This window comes from Pseudomonas sp. TH43 (assembly GCF_016650635.1).
Classification (GTDB): domain Bacteria; phylum Pseudomonadota; class Gammaproteobacteria; order Pseudomonadales; family Pseudomonadaceae; genus Aquipseudomonas.
Window position 1 is genome coordinate 1,893,347 of record NZ_JAEKFI010000004.1, and the last position, 23,485, is coordinate 1,916,831.

The 23,485-nt window shown below is 60.0% G+C and carries 21 protein-coding genes and 5 pseudogenes; 15 read left to right on the forward strand and 11 right to left on the reverse strand.

Features of this window, described 5'->3' with window-relative positions:
* Positions 1 to 61: 61 nt before the first annotated feature.
* Positions 62 to 1,243 carry a delta-9 fatty acid desaturase DesA gene (gene desA / locus JFT81_RS24960; RefSeq protein WP_201229763.1) on the reverse strand — a complete coding sequence of 394 codons (1,182 nt, stop codon included), beginning with the start codon at positions 1,241 to 1,243 and terminating at the stop codon, positions 62 to 64.
* A 146-nt stretch (positions 1,244 to 1,389) separates the two neighbouring features.
* Here desA and dibA point away from each other — a divergent pair, with 146 nt between their 5' ends.
* From dibA to JFT81_RS25005, 9 genes are all read left to right on the forward strand, one after another.
* Positions 1,390 to 3,309: a phosphodiesterase DibA gene (gene dibA, locus JFT81_RS24965; RefSeq protein WP_201229764.1), complete on the forward strand. Its 1,920-nt coding sequence runs from the start codon at positions 1,390 to 1,392 to the stop codon at positions 3,307 to 3,309.
* Between the two features lie 281 nt (positions 3,310 to 3,590).
* Positions 3,591 to 3,773, forward strand: a complete 183-nt coding sequence (oscA, locus tag JFT81_RS24970) for a sulfur starvation response protein OscA (protein WP_007917682.1) — start codon at positions 3,591 to 3,593, stop codon at positions 3,771 to 3,773.
* A 133-nt stretch (positions 3,774 to 3,906) separates the two neighbouring features.
* Complete coding sequence (locus JFT81_RS24975; RefSeq protein ID WP_201229765.1) at positions 3,907 to 4,920, forward strand: sulfate ABC transporter substrate-binding protein; 1,014 nt, start codon at positions 3,907 to 3,909, stop codon at positions 4,918 to 4,920.
* 204 nt (positions 4,921 to 5,124) lie between these two features.
* Entirely contained in the window at positions 5,125 to 5,943 is an 819-nt protein-coding gene (cysT, locus tag JFT81_RS24980) for a sulfate ABC transporter permease subunit CysT (protein ID WP_007917680.1), read from the forward strand.
* A 12-nt stretch (positions 5,944 to 5,955) separates the two neighbouring features.
* Positions 5,956 to 6,828, forward strand: a complete 873-nt coding sequence (cysW, locus tag JFT81_RS24985) for a sulfate ABC transporter permease subunit CysW (protein ID WP_108224225.1) — start codon at positions 5,956 to 5,958, stop codon at positions 6,826 to 6,828.
* A gap of 3 nt (positions 6,829 to 6,831) precedes the next feature.
* Entirely contained in the window at positions 6,832 to 7,821 is a 990-nt protein-coding gene (locus JFT81_RS24990) for a sulfate ABC transporter ATP-binding protein (protein WP_115988479.1), read from the forward strand.
* A 315-nt stretch (positions 7,822 to 8,136) separates the two neighbouring features.
* Positions 8,137 to 9,447, forward strand: a complete 1,311-nt coding sequence (locus tag JFT81_RS24995) for a cytochrome C (RefSeq protein WP_242485665.1) — start codon at positions 8,137 to 8,139, stop codon at positions 9,445 to 9,447.
* Positions 9,444 to 9,956 carry a sorbitol dehydrogenase gene (locus tag JFT81_RS25000; RefSeq protein ID WP_201229766.1) on the forward strand — a complete coding sequence of 171 codons (513 nt, stop codon included), beginning with the start codon at positions 9,444 to 9,446 and terminating at the stop codon, positions 9,954 to 9,956. Before JFT81_RS24995 ends, JFT81_RS25000 begins: the two co-directional genes overlap by 4 nt.
* On the forward strand, positions 9,953 to 12,163 hold the full coding sequence (locus tag JFT81_RS25005) for a GMC family oxidoreductase (protein ID WP_201229767.1): 2,211 nt from the start codon (positions 9,953 to 9,955) through the stop codon (positions 12,161 to 12,163). Before JFT81_RS25000 ends, JFT81_RS25005 begins: the two co-directional genes overlap by 4 nt.
* 44 nt (positions 12,164 to 12,207) lie before the next feature.
* Here JFT81_RS25005 and JFT81_RS25010 read toward each other — a convergent pair whose 3' ends face one another.
* On the reverse strand, positions 12,208 to 12,732 hold the full coding sequence (locus JFT81_RS25010) for an Mpo1-like protein (protein WP_201229768.1): 525 nt from the start codon (positions 12,730 to 12,732) through the stop codon (positions 12,208 to 12,210).
* 83 nt (positions 12,733 to 12,815) lie between these two features.
* On the opposite strand from JFT81_RS25010, the gene JFT81_RS25015 reads away from it, so the two are divergent.
* Complete coding sequence (locus tag JFT81_RS25015) at positions 12,816 to 13,493, forward strand: Crp/Fnr family transcriptional regulator (protein WP_201229769.1); 678 nt, start codon at positions 12,816 to 12,818, stop codon at positions 13,491 to 13,493.
* Between the two features lie 133 nt (positions 13,494 to 13,626).
* Here the strand turns inward: JFT81_RS25015 and JFT81_RS25020 are convergent.
* From JFT81_RS25020 to JFT81_RS25050, 7 genes and pseudogenes are all read right to left on the reverse strand, one after another.
* Positions 13,627 to 13,761: pseudogene (locus JFT81_RS25020) on the reverse strand (hydroxyisourate hydrolase); the annotation flags it as partial.
* Between the two features lie 122 nt (positions 13,762 to 13,883).
* Positions 13,884 to 13,994 (reverse strand): annotated as a pseudogene (locus JFT81_RS25025) (hydroxyisourate hydrolase); the annotation flags it as partial.
* Between the two features lie 122 nt (positions 13,995 to 14,116).
* Positions 14,117 to 14,227 (reverse strand): annotated as a pseudogene (locus JFT81_RS25030) (hydroxyisourate hydrolase); the annotation flags it as partial.
* A gap of 122 nt (positions 14,228 to 14,349) precedes the next feature.
* Positions 14,350 to 14,460: pseudogene (locus JFT81_RS25035) on the reverse strand (hydroxyisourate hydrolase); the annotation flags it as partial.
* A 122-nt stretch (positions 14,461 to 14,582) separates the two neighbouring features.
* Positions 14,583 to 14,693, reverse strand: a pseudogene (locus JFT81_RS25040) (hydroxyisourate hydrolase); the annotation flags it as partial.
* 122 nt (positions 14,694 to 14,815) lie between these two features.
* The gene (uraH, locus tag JFT81_RS25045; protein WP_201229772.1) at positions 14,816 to 15,226 is read right to left on the reverse strand and encodes a hydroxyisourate hydrolase; all 411 of its coding nucleotides are present in this window, start codon (positions 15,224 to 15,226) and stop codon (positions 14,816 to 14,818) included.
* A gap of 11 nt (positions 15,227 to 15,237) precedes the next feature.
* Positions 15,238 to 15,723, reverse strand: coding sequence for a heme-binding protein (locus JFT81_RS25050; protein WP_201229773.1), 486 nt, complete (start codon positions 15,721 to 15,723; stop codon positions 15,238 to 15,240).
* 136 nt (positions 15,724 to 15,859) lie between these two features.
* Here JFT81_RS25050 and JFT81_RS25055 point away from each other — a divergent pair, with 136 nt between their 5' ends.
* From JFT81_RS25055 to JFT81_RS25070, 4 genes are all read left to right on the forward strand, one after another.
* On the forward strand, positions 15,860 to 16,540 hold the full coding sequence (locus JFT81_RS25055) for a heavy metal response regulator transcription factor (RefSeq protein WP_201199597.1): 681 nt from the start codon (positions 15,860 to 15,862) through the stop codon (positions 16,538 to 16,540).
* Positions 16,530 to 17,918 carry a heavy metal sensor histidine kinase gene (locus JFT81_RS25060; protein ID WP_201229775.1) on the forward strand — a complete coding sequence of 463 codons (1,389 nt, stop codon included), beginning with the start codon at positions 16,530 to 16,532 and terminating at the stop codon, positions 17,916 to 17,918. The genes JFT81_RS25055 and JFT81_RS25060 overlap by 11 nt, the downstream gene beginning before the upstream one ends.
* 112 nt (positions 17,919 to 18,030) lie before the next feature.
* Positions 18,031 to 18,279, forward strand: a complete 249-nt coding sequence (locus JFT81_RS25065; RefSeq protein WP_201229777.1) for a helix-turn-helix transcriptional regulator — start codon at positions 18,031 to 18,033, stop codon at positions 18,277 to 18,279.
* The gene (locus JFT81_RS25070; protein ID WP_201229779.1) at positions 18,272 to 19,495 is read left to right on the forward strand and encodes a type II toxin-antitoxin system HipA family toxin; all 1,224 of its coding nucleotides are present in this window, start codon (positions 18,272 to 18,274) and stop codon (positions 19,493 to 19,495) included. Before JFT81_RS25065 ends, JFT81_RS25070 begins: the two co-directional genes overlap by 8 nt.
* 3 nt (positions 19,496 to 19,498) lie before the next feature.
* Here the strand turns inward: JFT81_RS25070 and JFT81_RS25075 are convergent, their stop codons facing one another.
* The gene (locus JFT81_RS25075; protein ID WP_201229781.1) at positions 19,499 to 20,503 is read right to left on the reverse strand and encodes an AraC family transcriptional regulator; all 1,005 of its coding nucleotides are present in this window, start codon (positions 20,501 to 20,503) and stop codon (positions 19,499 to 19,501) included.
* A gap of 100 nt (positions 20,504 to 20,603) precedes the next feature.
* Here JFT81_RS25075 and JFT81_RS25080 point away from each other — a divergent pair, with 100 nt between their 5' ends.
* Positions 20,604 to 21,674 carry a fatty acid desaturase gene (locus JFT81_RS25080; protein ID WP_201229783.1) on the forward strand — a complete coding sequence of 357 codons (1,071 nt, stop codon included), beginning with the start codon at positions 20,604 to 20,606 and terminating at the stop codon, positions 21,672 to 21,674.
* A 198-nt stretch (positions 21,675 to 21,872) separates the two neighbouring features.
* Here the strand turns inward: JFT81_RS25080 and JFT81_RS25085 are convergent, their stop codons facing one another.
* Positions 21,873 to 23,483: an arylsulfatase gene (locus tag JFT81_RS25085; RefSeq protein ID WP_201229785.1), complete on the reverse strand. Its 1,611-nt coding sequence runs from the start codon at positions 23,481 to 23,483 to the stop codon at positions 21,873 to 21,875.
* Between the last annotated feature and the right edge of the window lie 2 nt (positions 23,484 to 23,485).

Below are 23,485 nucleotides of genomic sequence, written 5' to 3' on the forward strand. Positions count from 1 at the left end.
TTGTGATTTGTTTTTAAAAAGACAAGATCAAAAGATCGCAGCCTGCGGCAGCTCCTACCTGTTATGCGGCGGGGCGCAGCGAGTAGGTTTTCAACTGGTCAGCAAAATCGCGCAGGGACTGGATGCCACTGGCCTCGGCCTCGTGAATCCACTCTTTGATGGCCGCGAGCATGTCGTGGCCATTTGCGCTGGTCTTGACCCAGATCTGCTGCAGGGCGAGGCGTTTTTCGTAAATTACCTTCAGCGCCTGGCTGTGCTCGAGCATGTTCTGGATGCGCAGGTGATGACGATCTTCCAGCAGACTGGTTTCCCGCGACAGCAGGCGTTTGGCCCGATGGAACTGGTGGCGCACCGAATGATCGACCTTGGCCAGCTCTTGCTTGACCAGTGGGCCGATCACCAACTTGCGGTACTGGGCCATGATCTGGAAGCGGTTGTTAAGGATCGCCATTGCGGTGTCCATGTCCAGGCTGCCTTTGCCTTCCACACGGTGGGCAATCGGCGCGACACGCTGCACCTTGGCCAGACGCAGAAAACTGAAGACTTTGATCCATGCCCAACCGAGGTCGAACTCCCACTTCTTCACCGACAGCTTGGCCGAGTTTGGGTAGGTGTGATGGTTGTTGTGCAGTTCTTCACCGCCGATCAGGATGCCCCATGGCACCAGATTGGTCGCCGCGTCGCGGCATTCGAAATTGCGGTAGCCAACGGCATGGCCCAGCCCGTTGATCACGCCGGCGGCCCACACCGGGATCCACATCATCTGGATCGCCCAGATGGTGATGCCGATGGTGCCGAACAGCAGCAGGTCGATGACGCCCATGATCGCGACGCCCAACAGCGGATAGCGACTGTAGACGTTGCGTTCGATCCAGTCTTCCGGGCAGTTCTTGCCGTAGATGCGCAGGGTTTCCGGGTTCTGGGCTTCGGCACGGTACAGCTCGGCGCCGGTACGCAGTACTGTGGAAAGACCTTTGATGACCGGGCTGTGCGGGTCATCTTCGGTTTCGCATTTGGCGTGGTGTTTACGGTGGATGGCAGTCCACTCGCGGGTGTTCTGCGCCGTGGTCAGCCACAGCCAGAATCGGAAAAAGTGCTTCAGGCCAGCATTCAGCTCAAGCGAGCGATGGGCCGAGTAACGGTGCAGATAGACCGTGACGCCGACAATTGTCACGTGAGTCATCAGCAGGGTGACTGCGACCAGTGACCAGGCCGACAAGCCAAGAAAACCTTCGTACCACATAGGCTATAGGGCCCTCGATAAAGATAAAAACAGCCGTTGCATTATCACTAAGCACACAGATAAAACCAGTCGCCCTTTCAGATAAGAGTCGCTGAATGTTTCTTGACCTATAATTCCAACCTTTTTGTAGGGACATGGACAGCCGAATGTCTGCCACTTATCGCGATGCCTTGCGTGCAGCGCTGCTCTATCTCGTGCTTGCCGCTCTGTGGCTGCAAGGTTCTGATCATTTATTAAACAATTTCTTCGATGACTCCGTCGATCTTGCCCGATGGCAACTGATCAACGGTTACGTCTTCGCGGCGATCAGCGCCGGGCTGATCTTTCTGGCGCGGGCACGCTTGTGCGAGTTTCTCGGGATCGGTGCGCGGTTGCGCGAGCGTCACGCCGACCGCGAGCGCTTGCGTCAGGCTGCGGCGGTGTTCGATTGCACGCGAGAGGGCGTGCTGGTCACCAATCATCAGGGGCTGATCGTGCACGTCAATCGCGCGTTCATCGAGATCACCGGTTACCAGCGCGAAGAGGTACTCGGCCAGCAACCGAGCCTGTTCAAGTCCGGGCACCATCCGCCGGGTTTTTATCAGGCGATGTTTGCCACGCTGGAAGCGCAAGGCGAATGGAGCGGCGAGATCTGGAACCGGCGCAAAAGCGGCGAGATTTATCCACAGTGGCAAACCATCCGGGTCATTCGCGATGATCAGGGCCGGATCAGTCACTACGTGGCGGTGTTCTCCGACATCAGCGCGATCAAGGACTCCGAGTCCGAACTCAAACACCTCGCCCATCACGATCCGCTGACCGATCTGCCCAATCGCCTGCTGTTCAGTGACCGTGCCGAACAGGCGCTGGCTTCGGCGCAGACTCATAAGCGTGGTTGTGCGTTGCTGATGCTCGATCTGGATCACTTCAAGATGATCAACGACAGCCTCGGGCATAACGTTGGTGATCGACTGCTCAAAGCGGTGGCGGCGCGCTTACAGGCATTGTTCGGCCCCGGTATTACCTTGGCGCGGCTCGGCGGCGATGAATTCGCGGTGCTCTCTGAAAGTTGTCCACAACCCGGACAAGCAGCGGCATTGGCTCAGCGCATTATCGATGCACTCAAGGAGCCGTTCGGCATCGACGGCCACGAATTGTTCATCAACGCCAGCATCGGCATCAGTCTGTTCCCCAGCGATGCGCTGAGCGCGGAGCAGCTGTTGCGCAATGCCGATGCCGCGCTGTTCAAGGCCAAAAGCAGCGGGCGCAACGGTTACGCCTTGTACACCGAAGAACTTACCGCGCACGCCCAGCAGCGGGTCGAAATCGCCTTCGAACTGCGCCGCGCGCTGGAACAGCAGGAACTGCGGGTCTATTACCAACCGGTGCATGACCTGAAAACCAGTCGTCTGATCGGCGTTGAAGCCTTGGTGCGCTGGCAGCATCCGCAGCGTGGTCTGGTGTCGCCGGCGGAGTTCATCCCGATTGCCGAGCGCACCGGGTTGATCGCCGAAATCGATGCCTGGGTGATGCAACAAGCCTGCCTGCAAATGTGCCGATGGCAGCAGGCCGGGGTGGTGTTGTCATTTGTGGCGGTGAATGTTTCGTCGCGACTGTTCGCGCGGCGTGAGCTGTATCAACAGGTGGCGCAAGTGCTGCGCGACACTGGGCTGGATCCGGCGTATCTGGAATTGGAAGTCACTGAAAGCGCGGTGATGGATGACCCGGAAGTGGCGCTGGAGCAGATGCATCGCCTGCGTGAGCTGGGCATTCGTCTGGCAATCGACGATTTCGGCACAGGCTATTCGTCGCTGCTGCGGCTCAAGCGGCTGCCGGTGCAGAAGTTGAAGATTGACCAGGGATTTGTCGCTGGCTTGCCGGGGGATGAGGATGACGCGGCGATTGTCCGGGTGATTATCGCGCTGGCGCAGAGCATGGGCATGCAGGTGCATGCCGAAGGGATCGAACAGGCTGAGCAGGCGGTGTTTTTGCTGGAACAGGCGTGTGATCTGGGGCAGGGCTACTGGTTTGGGCGACCGGTGCCAGCGTTGGAGATTGACTGGGCGCGCGCACCGGTTATCGGCTGAGTCCGATCCTGTGGCGCGGGGATTTATCCCCGATGGCGCGCGCAGCGGCCTCAAAAAATCGGCACTGCTACGCAGGCCATCGCCGATAAATCCCCTCACCACAGGGTGATCTGTCGGCTTCCGGGTCCGCGCAAACCCTTGCTCCACCACATAATGTTTTCTGGTTATATAAACATTCTTAAATAGTCTTTTTAAGAATATCCATGCCTCTCTTATATTGCTCCCACGCCGAACGCAGTGCCGCCCACTGCCAGGCATATCCCATTCAAAGGAGCAGCACCATGAGCGCATCCCTTCGCAGCGTTGACGGTCAGGACGAAAGCACCATCTTGCGTGAAATCCAGAGCGCTTTGCGCGATCTGCGTTTCGGCGCGGTGGAGATCACTGTGCATAACGCACAAGTCGTGCAGATCGAACGCAAAGAGAAATTCCGCTTGCAGCAACCCGGCAAACAACCGGGCTAAAAGATCGCAGCCTGCGGCAGCTCCTACGGGGGATTTATGTAGGAGCTGCCGAAGGCTGCGATCTTTGAACCGGCAACACGATTTCCGAAATACATAAGAAAAAGCCACCACCAGAATTCCAGGAGCTTTCACCATGTCGTCGATTCGCCGTTACGCTTTGGCCGCGCTGGCCAGCGCTGTGTTTGCCGGTTCCGCGGTTGCCAAGGATTACGAACTGCTCAATGTGTCGTATGACCCGACGCGCGAGCTGTATCAGGACTACAACGCCGAATTCATCAAGTTCTGGCAGAAGGATCATGCCGGCGACACCGTGAAAATCCAGCAATCCCACGGTGGTTCGGGCAAGCAGGGCCGTGCGGTCATCGACGGTCTGCGCGCCGACGTCGTGACCCTGGCCCTGGCTGGCGACATCGACGAAATCGCCAAACTCGGCAAGACCCTGCCCGCCGACTGGCAGAAGCGTCTGCCGGAAGCGAGCACGCCGTACACCTCGACCATTGTGTTCCTGGTGCGCAAGGGCAACCCGAAAGGCATCAAGGACTGGGGCGATCTGGTCAAGAACGACGTCTCGGTGATCACCCCGAACCCGAAAACCTCCGGCGGTGCGCGCTGGAACTTCCTCGCCGCGTGGGCCTACGGCCTGAAAGCCAACGGCGGTGACGAAGGCAAAGCCAAAGAATACGTACAGACCCTGTTCAAGCATGTGCCCGTGCTGGACACCGGTGCTCGTGGCTCGACCATCACCTTCGTCAACAACGGTCAGGGTGACGTGTTGCTGGCCTGGGAAAACGAAGCGTTCCTGGCCCTGAAAGAAGATGGCGGCGCCGACAAGTTCGACATCGTTGTACCTTCGCTGTCGATCCTCGCCGAGCCGCCAGTGGCCGTGGTCGACAAGAATGCCGAGAAGAAGGGCAACGAGCAGATCGCCGAAGCCTATCTGAAACACCTGTACAGCCCGGCCGGTCAGGAAATTGCCGCGAAGAACTTCTACCGTCCGCGTGACAAGGACGTGGCGGCGAAGTACGCCCAGCAATTCCCGAAACTGGACCTGGTGACCATCGACAAAGACTTCGGCGGCTGGAAAACCGCGCAGCCGAAATTCTTCAACGACGGTGGCGTGTTCGACCAGATTTATCAGGCGCAGTAATCTGACTACAAACTGTGGGAGCGGGCTTTTGTGGCGAGGGGATTTATCCGCGTTGGGCTACGCAGTAGCCCCAAAATCGGCAAATGCGGAAAACCATATACACCGCATGTGATGGTTTTGGGGCAGCTTCGCTGCCCAACGGGGATAAATCCCCTCGCCACAGGGTTCGCTCCCACATTGATGCGTTTTTAACCAAGGACTTTTATGTCGCGTCGTATCTCCCCCGTCATACCCGGCTTCGGGCTGACGCTGGGCTACACCTTGGTGTACCTCAGCCTGATTGTGCTTATCCCGCTGGCGGCGATGTTCGTCCACGCCGCCCAACTCACCTGGGATCAGTTCTGGACGATCATCTCCGCACCGCGGGTGCTGGCGGCATTGAAGCTGAGCTTCGGCACTGCGCTGTGCGCCGCGATCATCAACGGCATCATCGGTACGTTGCTGGCGTGGGTGCTGGTGCGCTACACCTTCCCCGGGCGCAAGGTCATCGACGCGATGATCGATCTGCCGTTCGCTTTGCCGACGGCCGTCGCCGGTATTGCGCTGACTGCGCTGTACGCGCCGGCTGGTCTGGTCGGGCAATTCGCCGCCGACCTCGGTTTCAAAATCGCCTACACCCCGCTGGGTATCACCCTCGCATTGACCTTCGTGACCCTGCCTTTCGTGGTGCGCACGGTGCAACCGGTGCTGGCCGACATTCCCCGCGAAGTCGAAGAAGCCGCCGCGTGCCTGGGTGCGAAGCCATGGCAGGTGTTCCGCCACATTCTGGTACCGGCCTTGTTGCCCGCTTGGCTGACCGGTTTTGCCCTGGCCTTTGCCCGTGGCGTTGGCGAGTACGGTTCGGTGATTTTCATCGCCGGCAACATGCCGATGAAAACCGAAATTCTGCCGCTGCTGATCATGGTCAAACTCGACCAATACGACTACACCGGCGCAACGGCCATCGGCGTGCTGATGCTGGTGGTTTCCTTCGTCCTGTTGCTGCTGATCAACTTGCTGCAGCGGCGCATCGAAACCCCATAAGGAGGCGCGAACATGTCCCAATCGTCTATTGCGGCCGCCTCTTCGGCCAACGCCGCACGCCGTGGCAGCGCCACCTCGCGCAGAGTTCTGATCGGTCTTGGCTGGCTGGTGTTTTTCCTGTTTCTGTTGCTGCCGTTGTTCATAGTCGTATCACAAGGTTTGAAGAATGGCCTCGGCGCATTCTTCACCGCGATTTTTGAGCCGGATGCTTTATCAGCACTGAAACTCACCGTGTTCGCCGTGCTGATTTCGGTGCCGCTCAACCTTGTGTTCGGCGTCAGCGCCGCATGGTGCGTGAGCAAATACTCGTTCCGTGGCAAGAGCATGCTGGTGACGCTGATCGACCTGCCGTTTTCGGTGTCGCCGGTGATCGCCGGTCTGGTCTACGTGCTGATGTTTGGCGCGCAGGGCCTGTTCGGGCCGTGGTTACAGGATCACGACATCCAGATCGTCTTCGCCCTGCCGGGCATCGTGCTGGCGACGATTTTTGTCACCGTGCCGTTCGTGGCCCGTGAGCTGATCCCGCTGATGCAGGAACAAGGCACGCAGGAAGAGGAGGCCGCACGCTTGCTCGGCGCCAATGGCTGGCAGATGTTCTGGCACGTCACTGTGCCCAACATCAAGTGGGGCCTGATCTATGGCGTGGTGTTGTGTACCGCGCGGGCCATGGGTGAGTTCGGTGCGGTGTCGGTGGTTTCCGGGCACATTCGCGGGGTGACCAACACCTTGCCGCTGCACGTCGAGATCCTCTACAACGAATACAACCACGTGGCCGCGTTCGCCGTGGCGAGCCTGTTGCTGATCCTGGCGCTCTTCATCCTGCTGCTCAAGCAGTGGAGCGAAAACCGTATCAACCGCCTGCGCGCCAGCGCCGCGGAGGAATAATTCATGTCGATCGAAGTGCGTAACGTCAGCAAGAATTTCAATGCCTTCAAGGCGCTGGACAACATCAGCCTGGACATTCACAGCGGTGAGCTGGTGGCGTTGCTCGGCCCGTCGGGCTGCGGCAAAACCACCTTGCTGCGCATTATTGCCGGTCTGGAAACTCCGGATCAGGGCAACATCGTCTTTCACGGCGAAGACGTCTCCGGCCACGACGTGCGTGATCGCAACGTCGGTTTCGTGTTCCAGCACTACGCCTTGTTTCGGCACATGACGGTGTTCGACAACGTCGCGTTCGGCTTGCGCATGAAACCGAAAAACCAGCGCCCGAGCGAAAGCCAGATCGCGACCAAGGTGCATGAGCTGCTGAACATGGTGCAACTGGACTGGCTGTCGGATCGTTACCCGGAACAGCTTTCCGGTGGTCAGCGTCAGCGCATCGCTCTGGCCCGTGCCTTGGCGGTCGAGCCAAAAGTGTTGCTGCTGGATGAACCGTTCGGCGCCCTCGACGCCAAGGTGCGCAAAGAACTGCGCCGTTGGCTCGCTCGTCTGCACGAAGACATCAACCTGACGTCGGTGTTCGTGACCCACGACCAGGAAGAAGCGATGGAAGTCGCCGACCGTATCGTGGTGATGAACAAGGGCGTGATCGAACAGATCGGCTCGCCGGGCGACGTTTATGAAAACCCGGCCAGCGATTTTGTTTATCACTTCCTCGGCGATTCCAACCGACTGTTGCTGAGTGACGACAACCACGTGCTTTTCCGTCCGCACGAAGTGTCGTTGTCCAGGCATGAACTGGAAGATCACCACGCCGCTGAAGTGCGTGATATCCGCCCGTTGGGCGCGACCACGCGGGTGACGTTGAAGGTCGAGGGGCAGACCGATCTGATCGAAGCCGAAGTGGTGAAAGACCACGACAGCCTGATCGGTCTGGCCAAGGGTGAAACCCTGTTCTTCAAACCGAAGGTCTGGCAGAAAGTCGCCAGCCTCTAAAACTAAAAAGCTCCCGTAGGAGCTGCGGCACGCTGCGATCTTTTGATTTTAAAGATCAAAAGATCGCAGCCTCGTTTCACTCGACAGCTCCTACAGGGAGGCGTGTCGTGTGGCTATTGGGCTTAACTCGATTTGATCTAACTGCTCCACCAACCGTGACGCGTTCCTTGCCTAATCTCCAGGCTGTGCCAGGAGGCGCAGTGAAGAGTCCATGACGGACCGGCGTATCTCCTGGACCCTGATGCCAAGGAGATAACGATGAGAACGGAAGTCCACCGGCCCGCGCCGTGGCTCGGTTGCGCGCTGTTTGGCGCAATGCTCAGCCCACTGGCCAACGCCGACCCCACGCTGTCAACGCAAATACCTTTCGATGTCACGGCGACCCCGCCGTTTTCCCTGACCAGCCTGCAACAGAATTTCGACGATATGTCGTGGCAGACGTTTATCGCCTTGAACTGGCCGGCGCTGGAAAACGGCGCCCCGAATACGGGCACGCCGATCGGCCAACAGGACGGTGCAACGGTCTGGGAGAACTGGAAAGAGAGCTATCAGATTTTCCTCGCCAACGGCCAGACGCCGAATCCCTGGAACGCGCCGGCGACGATTCCGAAAGCCTGCGAAGGCTTGGGTTCCGGGCGCTTGCTGCAACAGATGGGCAAAGTGCCGGACGTGCTCGACGAGTTTATCCAGCCGTTCCAGAGCGGGCCGCTGGTCGATCAGAGCGGCGTTTATACGCGCAACGAAATCGTCGTCAACCAGCCGATGTTCGACGACATCGTCAACAAGGGTCTGTACAGCATTCAGGGCCAGCAGGCGTACTTTGCGGCCGATCCGAAGAATACGGTGGCGTTCAGTTGCGGCAACAACGACACCCGCCAGGTCGGATCGCTGATGGTCAAGGCGTCGTGGAAAGTCCTCGACGGCAATGACCGACGAGAGAAATTCCACACCGTCGATGCGCTGGTCTACACGCCGGGCAACAGCGACCCGAGCAAAGGCCCGGTAGTGCCGGAGTCGTGCAAGGCCGAACCGGTCGGGTTGGTGGGCTTGCACATCGTGCACAAGACCAGCAGTGCGCCGCAGTGGGTCTGGTCGACCTTCGAACACGTCGACAACGTGCCGGAGCAGTCCACGCCTGTGGCCGAGCGCAAAGGCCCGTATCTGTTCTACAACGCCAACAGTCAGGCTGAAATCAACCAGCCACCGCCGCGTCCGTGGAACCCGGCAGTCAAGGCAACGCCATCGCAGATCGTGCGCGAAGCGTCGTTGACCCCGGCGACCAAAACCCTCAACAGCACCTATCAGACGCTGTTGCGCACGGTGAACCCGAACAGCGTGTGGGCCAACTATCAATTGATCAGCACGCAATGGCCGACACTGACGCCGCAGCCACCGTGCCAGATCTCGAAAACCGAGCCTCTGGGTCGACCGGCGCCTGCGTTCCTCGCCAACACCACGCTGGAAACCTACATCCAGGGCACCGTGCCGCAAGCGTCTTCCAGTTGCATCGCCTGCCACGGCAACGCCGCCACCCATGTCACCGAGTCGCCGCGCACCAGTTTCGCGGACTTCACCTACCTGCTCGAACGCGCGCAATCGACTGGCGCGACAAGGAGTCAGCCATGAGCATCGATCTGGATAATTTTGCGGGTCTGTCTTCGGCCCTGACCGGCATCCCGCTAACGTTCATCGCGCCCTCTGTCGACCCGATCGACCTGCCGACGCAGTTCCTGACGTTCATCGGGCCGCGCATCACTCCCCCGGTATTGCAGGCATTACTGACCCAATACGCGACCCTGCTGGCAGATAAAGTGCCGCCGGATCAGATCGCCCAAGCGGTGTTGATGAACGGCACGCAACCGGCCACCACGCAAACGGCGCGAGCCGCCCGTTCGATCATGAAGCTCTGGCTGCTGGGCGTCTGGTATCAGCCGTACACCGTCGGCAGCAACAAGGCGGGGGATCAGATGGTGGTCTCCGATCAGGCTTACACCCAGAGCTGGGCATGGAAAATCGCCCAGGCGCACCCCATGGGCTACAGCGAATTTTTCTTCGGTTACTGGAACGAAGTGCCGCCCAGCCTTGAAGACTTCACCGGGGTGCCCGCGAGCGGACCACAAGGAGCGTCGTCATGAGTACCGAACAAGCAGAGGTGGTGATCGTCGGTGCCGGCCTGGCGGGCAGCATCATCGCCTATCAGTTGGGGCTGGCCGGGGTGAAAGTGTTGGTGCTGGAGTCCGGGCCGGAGATTCCGGCCAACCGTAATCAGTACCTTGAACGCTTTTACACCGCGACCTTGAAGACCCCGGAATCGCCGTATCCGCCGGTCAGCACGCTGGACACGCCGCGCAATCCGGCCGAGCAGAATGCGCCGCGCGCGACCATCGCCGACCTGATCCTTGGCTGGGACAAACCTGAAATCAGCTACCTGGTGCAAAAGGGCCCGTTGGCCTTTACCAGCACCTATGAGCGGGTCGGCGGCGGCACCACCTGGCACTGGGTGGCGACTTGTCTGCGCATGGTGCCCAACGACTTCCGTCTGAAGTCGCTGTACGGCGTAGGTGTCGATTGGCCGATCAGTTACAACGATCTGCAAAGCGCGTATTGCCGCGCCGAAGCGGAAATTGGCGTGGCCGCCAATGTGGCGGATCAGGCGTATCTGGGCATGACATTCCCGGATGGCTATCAATTCCCGATGACCAGCATTCCGCTGTCACTGGTCGATGGCAGTTTTGTTGCGGCGGTTCAGGGTAAATCGTTCGACGGCCTGCCACTGGTGGTCAGCCCGACACCGGCCGGGCGCAATTCGCAACCCTACGCGGGTCGTCGCGTGTGCGCCGGCAACACCAACTGCACACCTATCTGTCCGATTCAGGCCAAGTACGACGCCACGGTGACCATGAACAACGCGCTGAACACCGGCAATGTGCGGGTGCTCTACAAAACCGTGGCAAGCAAAGTCACGGTGGCGGCGGACAAGTCCATCAGCGGCATCGAGTTCATCCAGTATCAACTCGGCGACGGCCCGCCGACCGGCACCGGCGTCGCAGTCGGCCAGCGTTATGTGATCGCCGCCCATGCCATTGAAACGCCGAAACTGCTGCTCAATTCAACCAGCCCCGCGTGGCCCAAAGGCGTGGCCAACAGCAGCGGTCAGGTTGGACGCAGCCTGGCGGACCATCCGATCTATCTGGCCTGGGGCCTGATGCCGGAAGGCAAAGCGGTGTTCCCTTATCGCGGACCGGTTTCAACGGCAGGCATTGAAAGCCTGCGCGACGGTGCCTTTCGCAGTCAGCGCGCGGCGTGGCGAATCGAAATCGGCAACGAAGGTTTCAACTGGCCGGTGGGCGATCCCTACGTCACCGTCGCCGACCTGATCGATGGCGCCAATGATAGCGCCACCAATCCACTGCCACCCGCCAAGGGCCCGCAGCAAGTGTTGTACGGCACGGCACTGGTGCAGAAACTCAACGACTTGCTGACTCGCCAGTTCCGCATCGGTTTTCTGGTGGAACAGGTCGAGGACGATCCGGATAACGCCAATTGCTACATCGTGCCGTCAACGCAGTACAAGGATCGCTTGGGCATTCCGCGACCGGAGATTCACTACGACTTGTCCGACTACACCAAGGAAGGCTTCCGGCAGGCGAAGATCCTCGCCACGCACATCATCACCGAGCTGCTCGGCGCCACCGAGTTGACCAAGCCGCTACCGCCGGGGAAATTCAATTACAAAGGCGTGGATTACAGCTTCCAGGGTGCCGGCCACCTGATGGGCACTTACCGCATGGGCGATGACCCGTTGAAATCGGTGGTCAACAAGGATCAGCGCAGTTGGGATCACAAAAACCTGTTCCTGGTCGGCGACGGCGTGTTCCCCAGCACCGGCACTTCAAACCCGAGCCTGACCATCGCAGCGTTGTCGATTCAGGCCGGCGACACCTTGGCCAACGACCTGAAAACCGCCACGGTGCAGGTTCAAGCCAATCAGCCCTGGCAGGGCACGGGCGTGCAGATCAACGGGCCGAGTCCGCGCCTGGTGCGTTATCTCAGTGGGCACTGGTTCGCCAGCCCGGCGGGCGGCATGGTTGACGGCAACGGCAGCACGGGCCTGATCGCCAAACCCGGCTACACCTTGCCGGGCGCCAACGAGGGTGCGTTGATCGGGCGGATCGGCAGTACCGGGGCGCCGTTTCTGATCGGTGATCTGGCGCAGATTCCGGCGGGGCAGCAAGGCGAATTGCAGCTGTGCATCAACGACGATCTGGAGGGCCGATATGGTGTCGGACTCGCCGACAATCAGGGCGCGCTGACGGTGCAGGTGACGTTCGGCGCGCTGTGAAGCATGCCGCGCAAGGTGTGCAGTCGCGCACCTTGCGCGGTTTTTCAATGCGCGGTTTTGTGTTCGCGCAGGGTTACCGGGCCGGAGCGCAGTTCAATCTCGTGCTTCAATTCCTGGCGCAGACCGAGCATGAACGCCACTTCCGCCACGACAAACAGCGGCCCGACGATCAAGCCGCTGAGATCATCGATAAACGCCGGTTTGCGCCCCTCGTAGTGATGCCCGACAAACTGGATCACCCAACCGATCACAAACATCGCCAGGCCGCTGCTCAGCCAGACCAGGGTGCTTTGCTGCGCCAGGACCTGCCCGGCCCAGACCGACAAGCCCATCAGCACGGTCATCAGCCCCCCAAGCTTCACTTCCAGGCGCAGATAAAACCACGCCGAGGCCAGCGCCAGTACCACGGCAGGGGATATCCACAATCCGCCCAACGACCATTCCGGCCGCGACAACAGAACCGCGACCGCCACCACAATCAGCGGAATGCCGATAAAGTGGCTGGCGATGTTGCGCGGGTCGCGATGGTAGGCGGCGTATTGACTGAGGTGGTCGACGAGGCTTTTCATTGTTGTTCCTCCTGTAGGGTGATCGCATCATGCCCCGGGTTCAGCGTTCGCTCTGTCAGGCAGGCGACAATCGAGGAGTGTTCATGGATATGCGTTCACGGTTGATGACCGGGCAATGGTTCAGTCATCTGCCGGCATCTTTTCAGGATAGTCTGCTGGCGGCGGCCCGGGAGCGGCGGCTGACGGCGGGGCAGCGCTTGTTTCAGCGAGGCGATCCGCCATGCGGTCTGTACGCTGTGCTTGATGGTGCCGTTCGCATTGGCGCGGTGAGCGAGCAGGGTAAGGAGGCGCTACTGAGCCTGGTCGAGGCACCGCACTGGTTCGGCGAAATCTGCCTGTTCGATGGCCAGCCGCGCACCCATGATGCCTATGCGGTGGGGCCGTGCCTGCTACTGAATATCCCGCAAGCGCCGCTGCTGAAATTGCTCGACGCGCATCCGCTGTACTGGCGGCATCTGGCATTGCTGATGAGCCAAAAGCTGCGCCTGGCCTTCATCAATCTTGAACAGTTGAGTTTGTTGCCGGCCCCGGCGCGCCTGGCGCATCGCCTGCTGATGATTGCCGAAGGCTACGGCGAACTCGATCCACCGCGCCGGGTGCTGCAACTGCCACAGGAACAGCTGGCGTCGATGCTGTCGTTGTCGCGGCAGACCACCAATCAGATTCTCAAGGACTTGCAGGGGCAAGGGATTATCGGTCTCGGGTATGGCGAGATCGAGATCCTCGACGCCACACGATTGCGCGTCCTGGCCACGATCTAGCGGCACCATACCCAACCACGGTGTGGACCCATACTTGTGGCGAGGGGATTTATCCCCGTTGGACTGCGCAGCAGTCCCGGTTTTCAGGGCCGCTCCGCGACCCAACGGGGATAAATCCCCTCGCCACAAAGGCTCACTCGTACAGGGGATTTGTGTGGGAACTTACGAACCGCGTCGAGAAGCCGTATGGGCTGAGCAGCAGCGGGATGTGGTAGTGCTGGTCGATCTGCTTCACTTCGAAAATCCCCGGTGAACCCCATACTTGTGGCGAGGGGATTTATCCCCGTTGGACTGCGCAGCAGTCCCGGTTTTCAGGGCCGCTCCGCGACCCAACGGGGATAAATCCCCTCGCCACAAAGGCTCACTCCTACAGGGGATTTGTGTGGGGGCTTAGGAACCCCGATAGGTCGAGAAGCCATAAGGGCTGAGCAGCAGCGGGATGTGGTAGTGCTGGTCGGTCTGCTTCACTTCGAAAATCACCGGTGAACCACATACTTGTGGTGAGGGGATTTATCCCCGTTGGAGTGCGCAGCAGTCCCAGGTTTCAGGGCCGCTCCGCGACCCAACGGGGATAAATCCCCTCGCCACAAAGGCTCACTCCTACAGGGGATTTGTGTGGAGGCTTACGAACCACGATAGGTCGAGAAGCCGTATGGGCTGAGCAGCAGCGGGATGTGGTAGTGCTGGTCGGTCTGCCTCACTTCGAAAATCCCCGGTGAACCCCATACTTGTGGCGAGGGGATTTATCCCCGTTGGAGTGCGCAGCAGTCCCGGTTTTCAGGGCCGCTCCGCGACCCAACGGGGATAAATCCCCTCGCCACAAAGGCTCACTCCTACAGGGGGTTTGTGCGGGGGCTTACGAACCGCGATAGGTCGAGAAGCCGTAAGGGCTGAGCAGCAGCGGGATGTGGTAGTGCTGGTCGGTCTGCTTCACTTCGAAAATCACCGGTGAACCACATACTTGTGGTGAGGGGATTTATCCCCGTTGGAGTGCGCAGCAGTCCCAGGTTTCAGGGCCGCTCCGCGACCCAACGGGGATAAATCCCCTCGCCACAAAGGCTCACTCCTACAGGGGATTTGTGTGGAGGCTTACGAACCACGATAGGTCGAGAAGCCGTATGGGCTGAGCAGCAGCGGGATGTGGTAGTGCTGGTCGGTCTGCCTCACTTCGAAAATCCCCGGTGAACCCCATACTTGTGGCGAGGGGATTTATCCCCGTTGGAGTGCGCAGCAGTCCCGGTTTTCAGGGCCGCTCCGCGACCCAACGGGGATAAATCCCCTCGCCACAAAGGCTCCCTCCTACAGGGGATTTGTGTGGGGGCTTACGAACCGCGATAGGTCGAGAAGCCGTATGGGCTGAGCAGCAGCGGGATGTGGTAGTGCTGGTCGGTCTGCTTCACTTCGAAAATCACCGGGATTTCCGGGAAGAACGTGTCGTGCTTGACCTTTTTGAAGTACTCGCCGGTCTTGAACACCACGCGGTATTCACCCGCTTCAAAAGGCTGTTTGGCCGGGAACAGTTCGGCAATCCGCCCTTGTTCATTGGTCGTGCCCTGGGCCAATGGCTGCCAGTTCTGGCCGACGTGTTTCTCCAGGGTCACGTCGATGCCCGGCGAAGGCAGGCCGTTTTCCAGATTGAGCACGTGCACGCTCAACGGGTTGCCGGCGGCGAGAACCAGACTAGAGAAAGCGCTCAGGCCGAGCGCGGCAAAGGTCATGCGCAAAGAACTCATGGTGAATCTCCTTATTGGGAACGGGTGGTGGCCAGGCCGGTTTTCTCGGCAGCCTTGATCGCGCAGGTTTCGTCTTGCTCACCGCCGCCGGAACCGGCCACGCCCATGGCGCCCACCAACTCTGTGGCGGCGAACAGCGGAATGCCGCCGCCGAGCAGCAGCAATTCGTCGAGGGTGTTGAGGTTGGCGGTTTCCGGGTTGCTGCGAGCGCGTTCGGCGAACAACCGAGTGGCGGTTTTTGTCGACAGCGCGGTGTACGCCTTGCGCTGGCTGGCGGCGGTGTTGTGCGGGCCGACGCCGTCGCCACGCAGGGTCACCAACAGGTTGCCGCCACGGTCGAGAACCGACACCGTGCCGGTGCAATTGCTCAGTGCCGTGTTGGCCAGCAGTTGCGCGGTTTTCAGGTCGAGGTCAGCGTGGCGCGGCAGTTCGGGGGCAGCGAAAGCGCTGGCGCTGAGGCCGATGGCGAGGCTGGCTGCAAGGTATTTGACGGTCATGGACAGGCTCCAGAAGCGAAGGTCGCCACCTTAGCCGCCGGTCTTCGTCAGAACTTCGTCAGTCTGATTACAAGTTTGTAATGGGCAACGCCGCCGAAGGCGCCTAGCCTGTGTGCTTGATCAATCGAGGTGTGCCATGCGTTTGCTGGTCGTAGAAGATGAAGCCAAAACCGCGAATTTCCTCGCCAAGGGCCTGGGTGAGTCGGGATTTGCCGTGGACGTGGCGCTCAATGGCCTCGATGGACGTTACTTCATCGAGCAGCAGGAATACGACCTGATCATCCTCGACGTGATGCTCCCCGGCCTCAATGGCTGGCAATTGCTGCAACTGATCCGCCAGCGTGGCGCCACGCCGGTGCTGTTCCTGACCGCCAAGGACGCCATTGAAGACCGCGTGCGTGGCCTCGAACTGGGTGCCGACGATTACTTGCTCAAACCCTTCGCGTTCGCCGAGTTGCTCGCGCGCGTGCGCACATTGCTGCGACGCGGGCCGATGCGCGAAGCCGAGTCGTACAGCATCGCCGATCTGGACATCGACGTGCTGCGCCGCCGTGTCAGTCGCGGCGGCCAGCGCATTGCCCTGACCAACAAGGAATTCGCCCTGCTGCAACTGCTCGCCAGCCGCCAGGGCGAGGTGTTGTCGCGCACGCTGATCGCTTCGCAGGTGTGGAACCTGAATTTCGACAGCGACACCAACATGGTCGAAGTCGCGGTGCGTCGTCTGCGGGCGAAAGTCGATGACCCGTACATGCCGAAACTGATCCACACCGTGCGCGGCGTCGGTTATCAACTGGAAGCGCCGGACGATGCGCTCTAGGTCGATCGCCTGGCGCCTGGCGCTGGCGTTCGCATTGGTCTGCGCGTTGGTCTTGAGTGCGATCGGCGTGTTCCTCTACCGCTCGCTCGCCTCTGAACTCGCCTACCGCGACGACCTCGCGTTGCTTGGCCGACTGGAGCAGGTGCGCGCCTTGCTCGCCGACAGCGACAGCCTCGACGCCTTGCAGGCGCGGCCACGGCTGTATCAGAACATGCTCGGCAATCTCGACAGCTTGTTGCTGGTGCGACGTGCCGACGGCTCGAGCGTGATCGCCATCAACCCGCGTCAACGCGAACTGCCCAAGCTCAACGCAATCGCGCGTGAGCAAACCCCGCAACGGCGTGACGTGCTGACCTGGCAAGCCCCGGACGGTGCCGAGCTGGCGCTGTTGTCCGGTGACGCGCAAGGGCCGAGTGGCGAACCGCTGACGGTGATCGCCGGCAAAGTGCTGAGCGAGCGCGAGCAGATGCTCGGCAGCTATCGCTTGCGGCTGTATCTCTCGGTCGGTCTCGGTGCGCTGCTCGCGTTTGCCTTGGGCTTGCTGTTGCTGCGCCGAGGCCTGCAACCGTTACGGCAATTGAGCGAAGCGGTACGCCGCATCGACCTGCGCAGCCTCGATCAACGTTTGCCGGCGACGGGCACGCCCGCCGAACTGCTTGAACCTGTGCAGGCGCTCAATGGCATGCTCGCGCGTCTGGACGACAGCGTGCAGCGCCTCTCGCAGTTCTCCGCCGACCTCGCCCATGAGATCCGCACGCCGCTGCACACCTTGCTCGCCAGCAACGGCCAGGCGCTGAATCACCCGCGCAGCACGGCGGAATATCAGGAAGTGCTGGCCTCGAACATGGAAGAGTTCGAGCGCCTCAAACGCATGGCGGAAAACCTGATGTTTCTGGCCCGCGCCGAACAGGCGGAGCGAGCGCTCAACTTGCAAACGCTGAATCTGCAAAATGTCGGCAGCGAGCTGTGTGATTACTTCGAAGCCTTGGCCGACGACCGCGACCTGCGCCTGGAAAACCATCTGCACGGCGAACTCCGCGCCGATCAGCAACTGCTGCAACGCGCACTTGGCAACTTGCTGGCCAACGCCGTGCGCCACGCGGCTCCCGGCACCTCGATCAGCCTGCGCCGGCATGATGAGCCGGGTTGGCACTGGGTGCAGGTACATAACCACGGCCCGGCGATTGCGCCGGAGCATTTGGGCCGATTGTTCGATCGTTTCTATCGCGTCGATCCTTCGCGCGCGGAGCCAGGGGATTCGGGTGGGCTGGGGCTGGCCATTGTGCAATCGATCATGCAGTTGCATGGGGGGCAGGTGCGGGTGAGCAGTGCTGCTGATGGCACCGTTTTTGAACTGGGTTTTGTGGTGAGCCAGTGATTACTTCGTGAGCACTCGAAACTGAGCTAACCTTGTTCATGAAATGCATCAAATACGATGCGGATTGAAGTAAAAATATTAATTTGCATCGTAAACAATGCAGGAACTGACAATGGAACAGCTTGGCGAATTGATTAGAGCCCTGCGTAAAGCGAAGAAAATGTCCCAACAGGCGTTGGCTCAGCAATACGGTATGAGTCGCGCGACGATCTCGGGAATTGAAAATAATACGGTCTCAGAAATCGGCCTGCGCAAAGTGGAAGCGATCTTGAACGGGTTCGGCTACGAGCTGGTGGCCGTTCCTCGTCAGTCTGGTCGCCCGACACTCGATACGCTGCAACAGGTGAATTTCCATGACTGAGACGACGGATCGACTGAACGTCAGTGTCGGCGGCCTAACGGTAGGAACGCTGGGACGCGGGCAAGCGCGAGTCGATAGCGTGTTCAGTTACCGTGGAGAGGCCAGTGCCGAAAACGCCGTGTCGTTGACCATGCCGTCCCGGCTGGAAAGTTACGGTTGGGAGCATGGCATCCATCCGGTTTTCGAGATGAATCTGCCGGAAGGTGCGCTACGTGATGAGCTGGTTCGGCGCTTCAGTAAAGCGGTGCGCGGATTCGATGACTTTGCACTGTTGGCCATTGTCGGCCCCTATCAGCTCGGTCGATTATCCATTGCCAGTGCATCGACAACGGATCGCCCGCCTGAAACATCGCTGGCCGATCTGCTGGTGCACGATGGTGCGCAAGACCTGTTCGAGGATCTGCTGCAAACCTATGGTCAGTATTCCGGAGTATCAGGTGTGCAGCCCAAAGTGCTGGTGCGTGACAGTGCGGCCGCCATTGATCGCCTGACTCATCGAGGATCCACCCACTTGGTCAAAGCTTTTCGTGCCGATGAATATCCGCAGTTGGCAACCAACGAATACTTTTGCATGCGTGCCGCGCAACACTGCGGACTTGAAGTGCCGAAGTTCGAGCTCAGCGAGCAGGGCAAGTTTCTGGTTATCGAACGCTTTGACCTGAGCGTTGAGGGTTACCTCGGTTTTGAGGACTTTTGCGTGCTCAACGGCTGGCCCTCGAAAGCCAAATACGACGGCTCTTACGAAGGTGCGGCCCGGCAGATCAAAGCATTTGTTTCACCTGCATTGCTCAATCAGGCGCTGGAAGCTTTTTTCAAGATCGTGGCCTTGTCCGCAAGCCTGAAAAACGGCGACGCGCATCTAAAAAACTTCGGTGTGTTGTACGAAGATTGTGGGGAGGAATCGACAATCAGACTCGCGCCCGCATACGACATCATCACCACGTCGGTCTACCTGAAGAACGACAGCATGGCTTTGCTCTTGGGTGGTTCAAAGACCTGGCCCAAGCACAAAATGCTGATGCGGTTTGGTCGTACGGCCTGCAATCTGACTGAGGCTCGTTGCAATGAATTACTGCAGCAAGTTGCTGACGGCATGCGGGTGGCAATGGATGAAATGACAGCGTACAGCCTGACTCATCCTGCATTCGCCGATGTGGGTACTGCAATGATCGAACAATGGTCATCCGGTATGGAGCGCAGCCTGATTAAAGGCTGACGTTCAGCGCAAGCCATCGCGAAACTGCCCCGGCGTCATCCCCGTCCAGCGCTTGAACGCGCGGCTGAAACTGCTGGTATCGGCAAACCCCAGCAAATAACTGACCTCACTCAACGAACACTGCGGATCGCGCAGGTGCAACAGTGCCAGATTCTCGCGGCTCTCATTGAGCAATGTGTCGAAGCGACAACCCTCATCCGCCAGATGCCTTTGCAAGCTGCGCAAACTCAGGTGCAACGCCTGGGCAATCCGTTCTGCACTCGGCTCGCCTTCCGGCAATTGTTCTTCAATGGCGTCGCGCACCTTGCGCTCCCAGGTCAGCGGTTGCAGCTGGGCCATGGTACGTTTGAGCACGGCTTCGTTGTGTTCGGCGAGTTCCGGGTTGGCGTCGTCGAGGTGGCTGTCGAAGTCGGCGAGGGCGAACTCCAGACGATCCTCGGCACAACCGAAATGCACCGGGGCGCGAAAGACCTTGTGCCATTGGTGCGCATCGGTCGGTTCCGGGCGGCGCAGGTAAACCGCCAGTGGCGCGTAATCGCGGCCGAGGCGATTACGGCAGGTGCGCACGTAGATGGCGGCGAAGGCGTCGATGGCCTCGAAGGCCGGTGCAGGATTGCCTGACGGAATTTTCAGACGGAATTGATAACGGTCGTCGCTGCGGCTCAGTTCCAGTTCCAGCGCGTCACTGACCACCGGGTGATAGCGCACGATGCGTTCGAACACTTCACGCAGGCTGCCGCTGGCAACCAGTGCATAACCGAGCGCATGGAACGTGGTCGGGCTGACGAAGCGCGACACGCGCAACCCGATTGCCGGATCGCCACTGACCTGCACGGCGATCTCCCACAGACGCGTGGTTCCGGACAGTGGATAGCGCGCGTTGGGATCATCCATCAAGTTCGGGTCGAGCCCGGCCTGTTGGCACAAAGCAATGCTGTCCAGCCCCAGCGCATCGAGTTGTTTGCGCAAGGCACGGGTCCAGCTGGCGAGGGAGGTCGGTTCCTTCATGCTGATTGGCGCTTCCGGTCAACAGGTTGGCGTTCTCGGCTACCGCGATTCGAACTCTTGCAGGGCACGATGCGAACATCATAAACCCGAGGATGGAAGCATGGACGGTACTTCTGCAAGTCCCCAGCGACACAATGCGGCCCAGCGATCAGCGCATATTCGCGAAGTGGTGCTGGCCAAAGGCGTCGAATTGCGCGAGCGCTACCCGATTCTCAAGCATCAGGATGCGTTGGGCGCGGGGATTCTGGCGGTTGCCCTGATCGGCATGATTGGCTCAGCGGCGCTGTACATCAGCGGGTACATGGCCTGGTGGGTGTGTTTGTTGCTCAACGCATTTTTCGCCTCGCTGACCCACGAGCTGGAACACGACCTGATTCACAGCATGTATTTTCGCAAGCAGCGCGTGCCGCACAACCTGATGATGGGCCTGGTGTGGCTGGCGCGGCCGAGCACGATCAACCCGTGGATTCGTCGCCATCTGCATCTCAATCACCACAAGGTCTCCGGCACGGAAACCGACATGGAAGAACGCGCGATCACCAACGGTGAACCCTGGGGTTTTGCACGTTTGCTGATGGTCGGCGACAACGTGATGTCGGCGTTCATCCGCATGCTCCGGGCCAAAACCTGGGCGCACAAGTTCAGCATCATCAAGCGCACGTTGAAGGTCTATGCGCCGCTGGCGCTGGTGCATTGGGGCGCGTGGTACGTGTTTCTCGGTTTCCATGCAGCGAATGGCATTGCGCATCTGCTGGGCTCGCCGATCGAGTGGTCAGCGACCACATTGGCGATGATGCAAGTGATCGACATCGCTGCTGTGGTGATCATCGGCCCGAACGTGTTGCGCACCTTCTGCCTGCATTTCATCAGCTCGAACATGCATTACTACGGCGACATCGAATCGGGCAATGTGCTGCAGCAGTGCCAGGTGCTGAATCCATGGTGGTTATGGCCGTTGCAGGCCTTCTGCTTCAACTTTGGCAGCAGCCACGGGATCCATCATTTTGTGGTGAAGGAACCGTTTTACATTCGTCAGCTGACCGTACCGGTGGCGCATAAGGTGATGCGTGAGATGGGGGTGCGGTTTAACGATTTCGGCACGTTTGGACGGGCGAACCGGTTTGTTCGTCGGGATGAAGTTGCGGTGTCTGGTGAGGCGGTGGAGGCCTGACAAGCCGCCCTCACCCTAGCCCTCTCCCAGAGGGAGAGGGGACCGACTCGGGGATATTGAAGAGTTACGCTGAAGTGAAAGGGCTTTGTCGAATCCATAATCGACCCGATTTTTCAGGTCGATGGTTGACGAAAGACACCTCGGTCAGTCCCCTCTCCCTCTGGGAGAGGGTTAGGGTGAGGGGCTCTAGATCCTGCCTCAATCCGGCTGAAACGGCGAAGCACTCAAGATCACCCCGGTCTCCTCGACATACTGCTGCCAATGCCCGATCAGCGTGCTGAGCTTGTCCGGCTGACTCAACGCCAGATCATGAATCTCCCCCGGATCACTGCTCAAATCATAAAGCTGCCACGTCGCCGGCCCTACCGGCCCAGGGATCCACACCGCTTTCCACGAGCCCTGACGAATCGCCCGCCGCCCGAACAACTCCCACCCCGTCACGGTATGCTCGTCATGCACTTGCGCCGTCTCGCCGGACAAGAAGCCCAACCACGATTTACCCCGCAACGGCGCCACCGGTTTGCCGTGCCACTGCTTGCCCGGATGGCGTACGCCGGCCAGGTCGAGAATGGTCGGGGTGATGTCCATCACCGTGCCGAAGCCATGGCTGATCTGCCCTTTGATCGCCAACTGCGGATAGTGCAGCAGCGCCGGCACGCGAATCCCGCCTTCGGTGGTAAACGCCTTGAACAGGCGCGATGGTGCAGTCGCCACCTGCGCCCAGTTCGGCCCGTACCAGACATAGGAGTTGGCCCGGCCGATGTTGTCGAGGCTGTTGTCGTAATGCTGACTGAGGTACGCCACCAACTCCGGGCCAAACTTGGGGAACGCTTCAAGCAGCGCGCCCTCGGCACCGTTGTCGGACATGAACAGGATGAACGTATTGTCGAGTTGCCCCTGCTGGCGCAGGTACTCGACGACCCGGCCGATGTTCCAGTCCATGCGCTCGACCATCGCCGCGTAGACCTCCATCGCCCGCGCGGAAATCTGTTTTTGTTCCTCGCTCAACGCGTCCCACTGCTGGGTCAGTTGAATCAGCGGATGCGGCTCGACGTCCGGCTCGATCAGGCCCAGGGCTTTGAGCTTTTCCAGGCGTTCCAGGCGCAGCACTTCCGGGCCTGCGTCATAGCGGCCACGGTACTTCTCGACGAGGTCAGCCGGCGCCTGCAATGGCCAGTGCGGCGCGGAGAACGGCAGGTAGGCGAAGAATGGCCGGGTCTGGTCACGCTCCTTGAGGTACTGCAGCAACTTGTCGCCGAAGGCGTCGGAGGAATAGAAATCCTTGGGCAATTCGTCGATGAAAGTGTCGTCTTCGATGTACAGCGCCGGCGTGGATTTCAGCAGGCCCGGGGTCTGCTCATCGTAGGTGGGCTCAAAACCATAGTGGTTGGCTGCGCCGGGCAACAGCGAGAACGAACGCTCGAAACCCCGCGCGTGCGGCGCCAGCTCTGCGGTCAGGCCCAAGTGCCACTTGCCGCTCATCAGCGTCTGGTAACCGGCTTCACGCAGCAACTCGGGCAGCGCGACGACGCGATCGTTGAGGTAACCCTCGTAACCCGGTTTGCCGATCAGCTCCGGTGTCAGGGTTTCGGCCATGGTGCCGATGCCGGCGATGTGGTGGTCGGTGCCGGTCAGCAGCATTGAGCGCGTCGGCGAGCAGGTCGGTGCGGTGTGAAAGTCCGTCAGGCGCAAGCCGTTATTGGCCAGCGCATCAAGGTGCGGCGTGGCGATTTCGCCGCCAAACGCACCGAGGTCGGAGAAGCCGAGATCGTCGGCCAGAATCACCAGAAAATTGGGACGTTGCGGCATCG

What these genes read in the sequence shown, in the direction of transcription:
- JFT81_RS25000 (WP_201229766.1), top strand. Translation starts at nt 9,444, where the DNA reads ATGAGCATCGATCTGGATAATTTTGCGGGTCTGTCTTCGGCCCTGACC.
- JFT81_RS25015 (WP_201229769.1), top strand. Translation starts at nt 12,816, where the DNA reads ATGGATATGCGTTCACGGTTGATGACCGGGCAATGGTTCAGTCATCTG.
- dibA (WP_201229764.1), top strand. Translation starts at nt 1,390, where the DNA reads ATGTCTGCCACTTATCGCGATGCCTTGCGTGCAGCGCTGCTCTATCTC.
- JFT81_RS25085 (WP_201229785.1), bottom strand. Translation starts at nt 23,483, where the DNA reads ATGCCGCAACGTCCCAATTTTCTGGTGATTCTGGCCGACGATCTCGGC.
- cysW (WP_108224225.1), top strand. Translation starts at nt 5,956, where the DNA reads ATGTCCCAATCGTCTATTGCGGCCGCCTCTTCGGCCAACGCCGCACGC.
- JFT81_RS25075 (WP_201229781.1), bottom strand. Translation starts at nt 20,503, where the DNA reads ATGAAGGAACCGACCTCCCTCGCCAGCTGGACCCGTGCCTTGCGCAAA.
- cysT (WP_007917680.1), top strand. Translation starts at nt 5,125, where the DNA reads ATGTCGCGTCGTATCTCCCCCGTCATACCCGGCTTCGGGCTGACGCTG.
- JFT81_RS25050 (WP_201229773.1), bottom strand. Translation starts at nt 15,723, where the DNA reads ATGACCGTCAAATACCTTGCAGCCAGCCTCGCCATCGGCCTCAGCGCC.
- uraH (WP_201229772.1), bottom strand. Translation starts at nt 15,226, where the DNA reads ATGAGTTCTTTGCGCATGACCTTTGCCGCGCTCGGCCTGAGCGCTTTC.
- JFT81_RS25060 (WP_201229775.1), top strand. Translation starts at nt 16,530, where the DNA reads ATGCGCTCTAGGTCGATCGCCTGGCGCCTGGCGCTGGCGTTCGCATTG.
- desA (WP_201229763.1), bottom strand. Translation starts at nt 1,243, where the DNA reads ATGTGGTACGAAGGTTTTCTTGGCTTGTCGGCCTGGTCACTGGTCGCA.
- JFT81_RS25010 (WP_201229768.1), bottom strand. Translation starts at nt 12,732, where the DNA reads ATGAAAAGCCTCGTCGACCACCTCAGTCAATACGCCGCCTACCATCGC.
- JFT81_RS25080 (WP_201229783.1), top strand. Translation starts at nt 20,604, where the DNA reads ATGGACGGTACTTCTGCAAGTCCCCAGCGACACAATGCGGCCCAGCGA.
- JFT81_RS25005 (WP_201229767.1), top strand. Translation starts at nt 9,953, where the DNA reads ATGAGTACCGAACAAGCAGAGGTGGTGATCGTCGGTGCCGGCCTGGCG.
- JFT81_RS25065 (WP_201229777.1), top strand. Translation starts at nt 18,031, where the DNA reads ATGGAACAGCTTGGCGAATTGATTAGAGCCCTGCGTAAAGCGAAGAAA.
- JFT81_RS25070 (WP_201229779.1), top strand. Translation starts at nt 18,272, where the DNA reads ATGACTGAGACGACGGATCGACTGAACGTCAGTGTCGGCGGCCTAACG.
- JFT81_RS24990 (WP_115988479.1), top strand. Translation starts at nt 6,832, where the DNA reads ATGTCGATCGAAGTGCGTAACGTCAGCAAGAATTTCAATGCCTTCAAG.
- oscA (WP_007917682.1), top strand. Translation starts at nt 3,591, where the DNA reads ATGAGCGCATCCCTTCGCAGCGTTGACGGTCAGGACGAAAGCACCATC.
- JFT81_RS24995 (WP_242485665.1), top strand. Translation starts at nt 8,137, where the DNA reads ATGCTCAGCCCACTGGCCAACGCCGACCCCACGCTGTCAACGCAAATA.
- JFT81_RS25055 (WP_201199597.1), top strand. Translation starts at nt 15,860, where the DNA reads ATGCGTTTGCTGGTCGTAGAAGATGAAGCCAAAACCGCGAATTTCCTC.
- JFT81_RS24975 (WP_201229765.1), top strand. Translation starts at nt 3,907, where the DNA reads ATGTCGTCGATTCGCCGTTACGCTTTGGCCGCGCTGGCCAGCGCTGTG.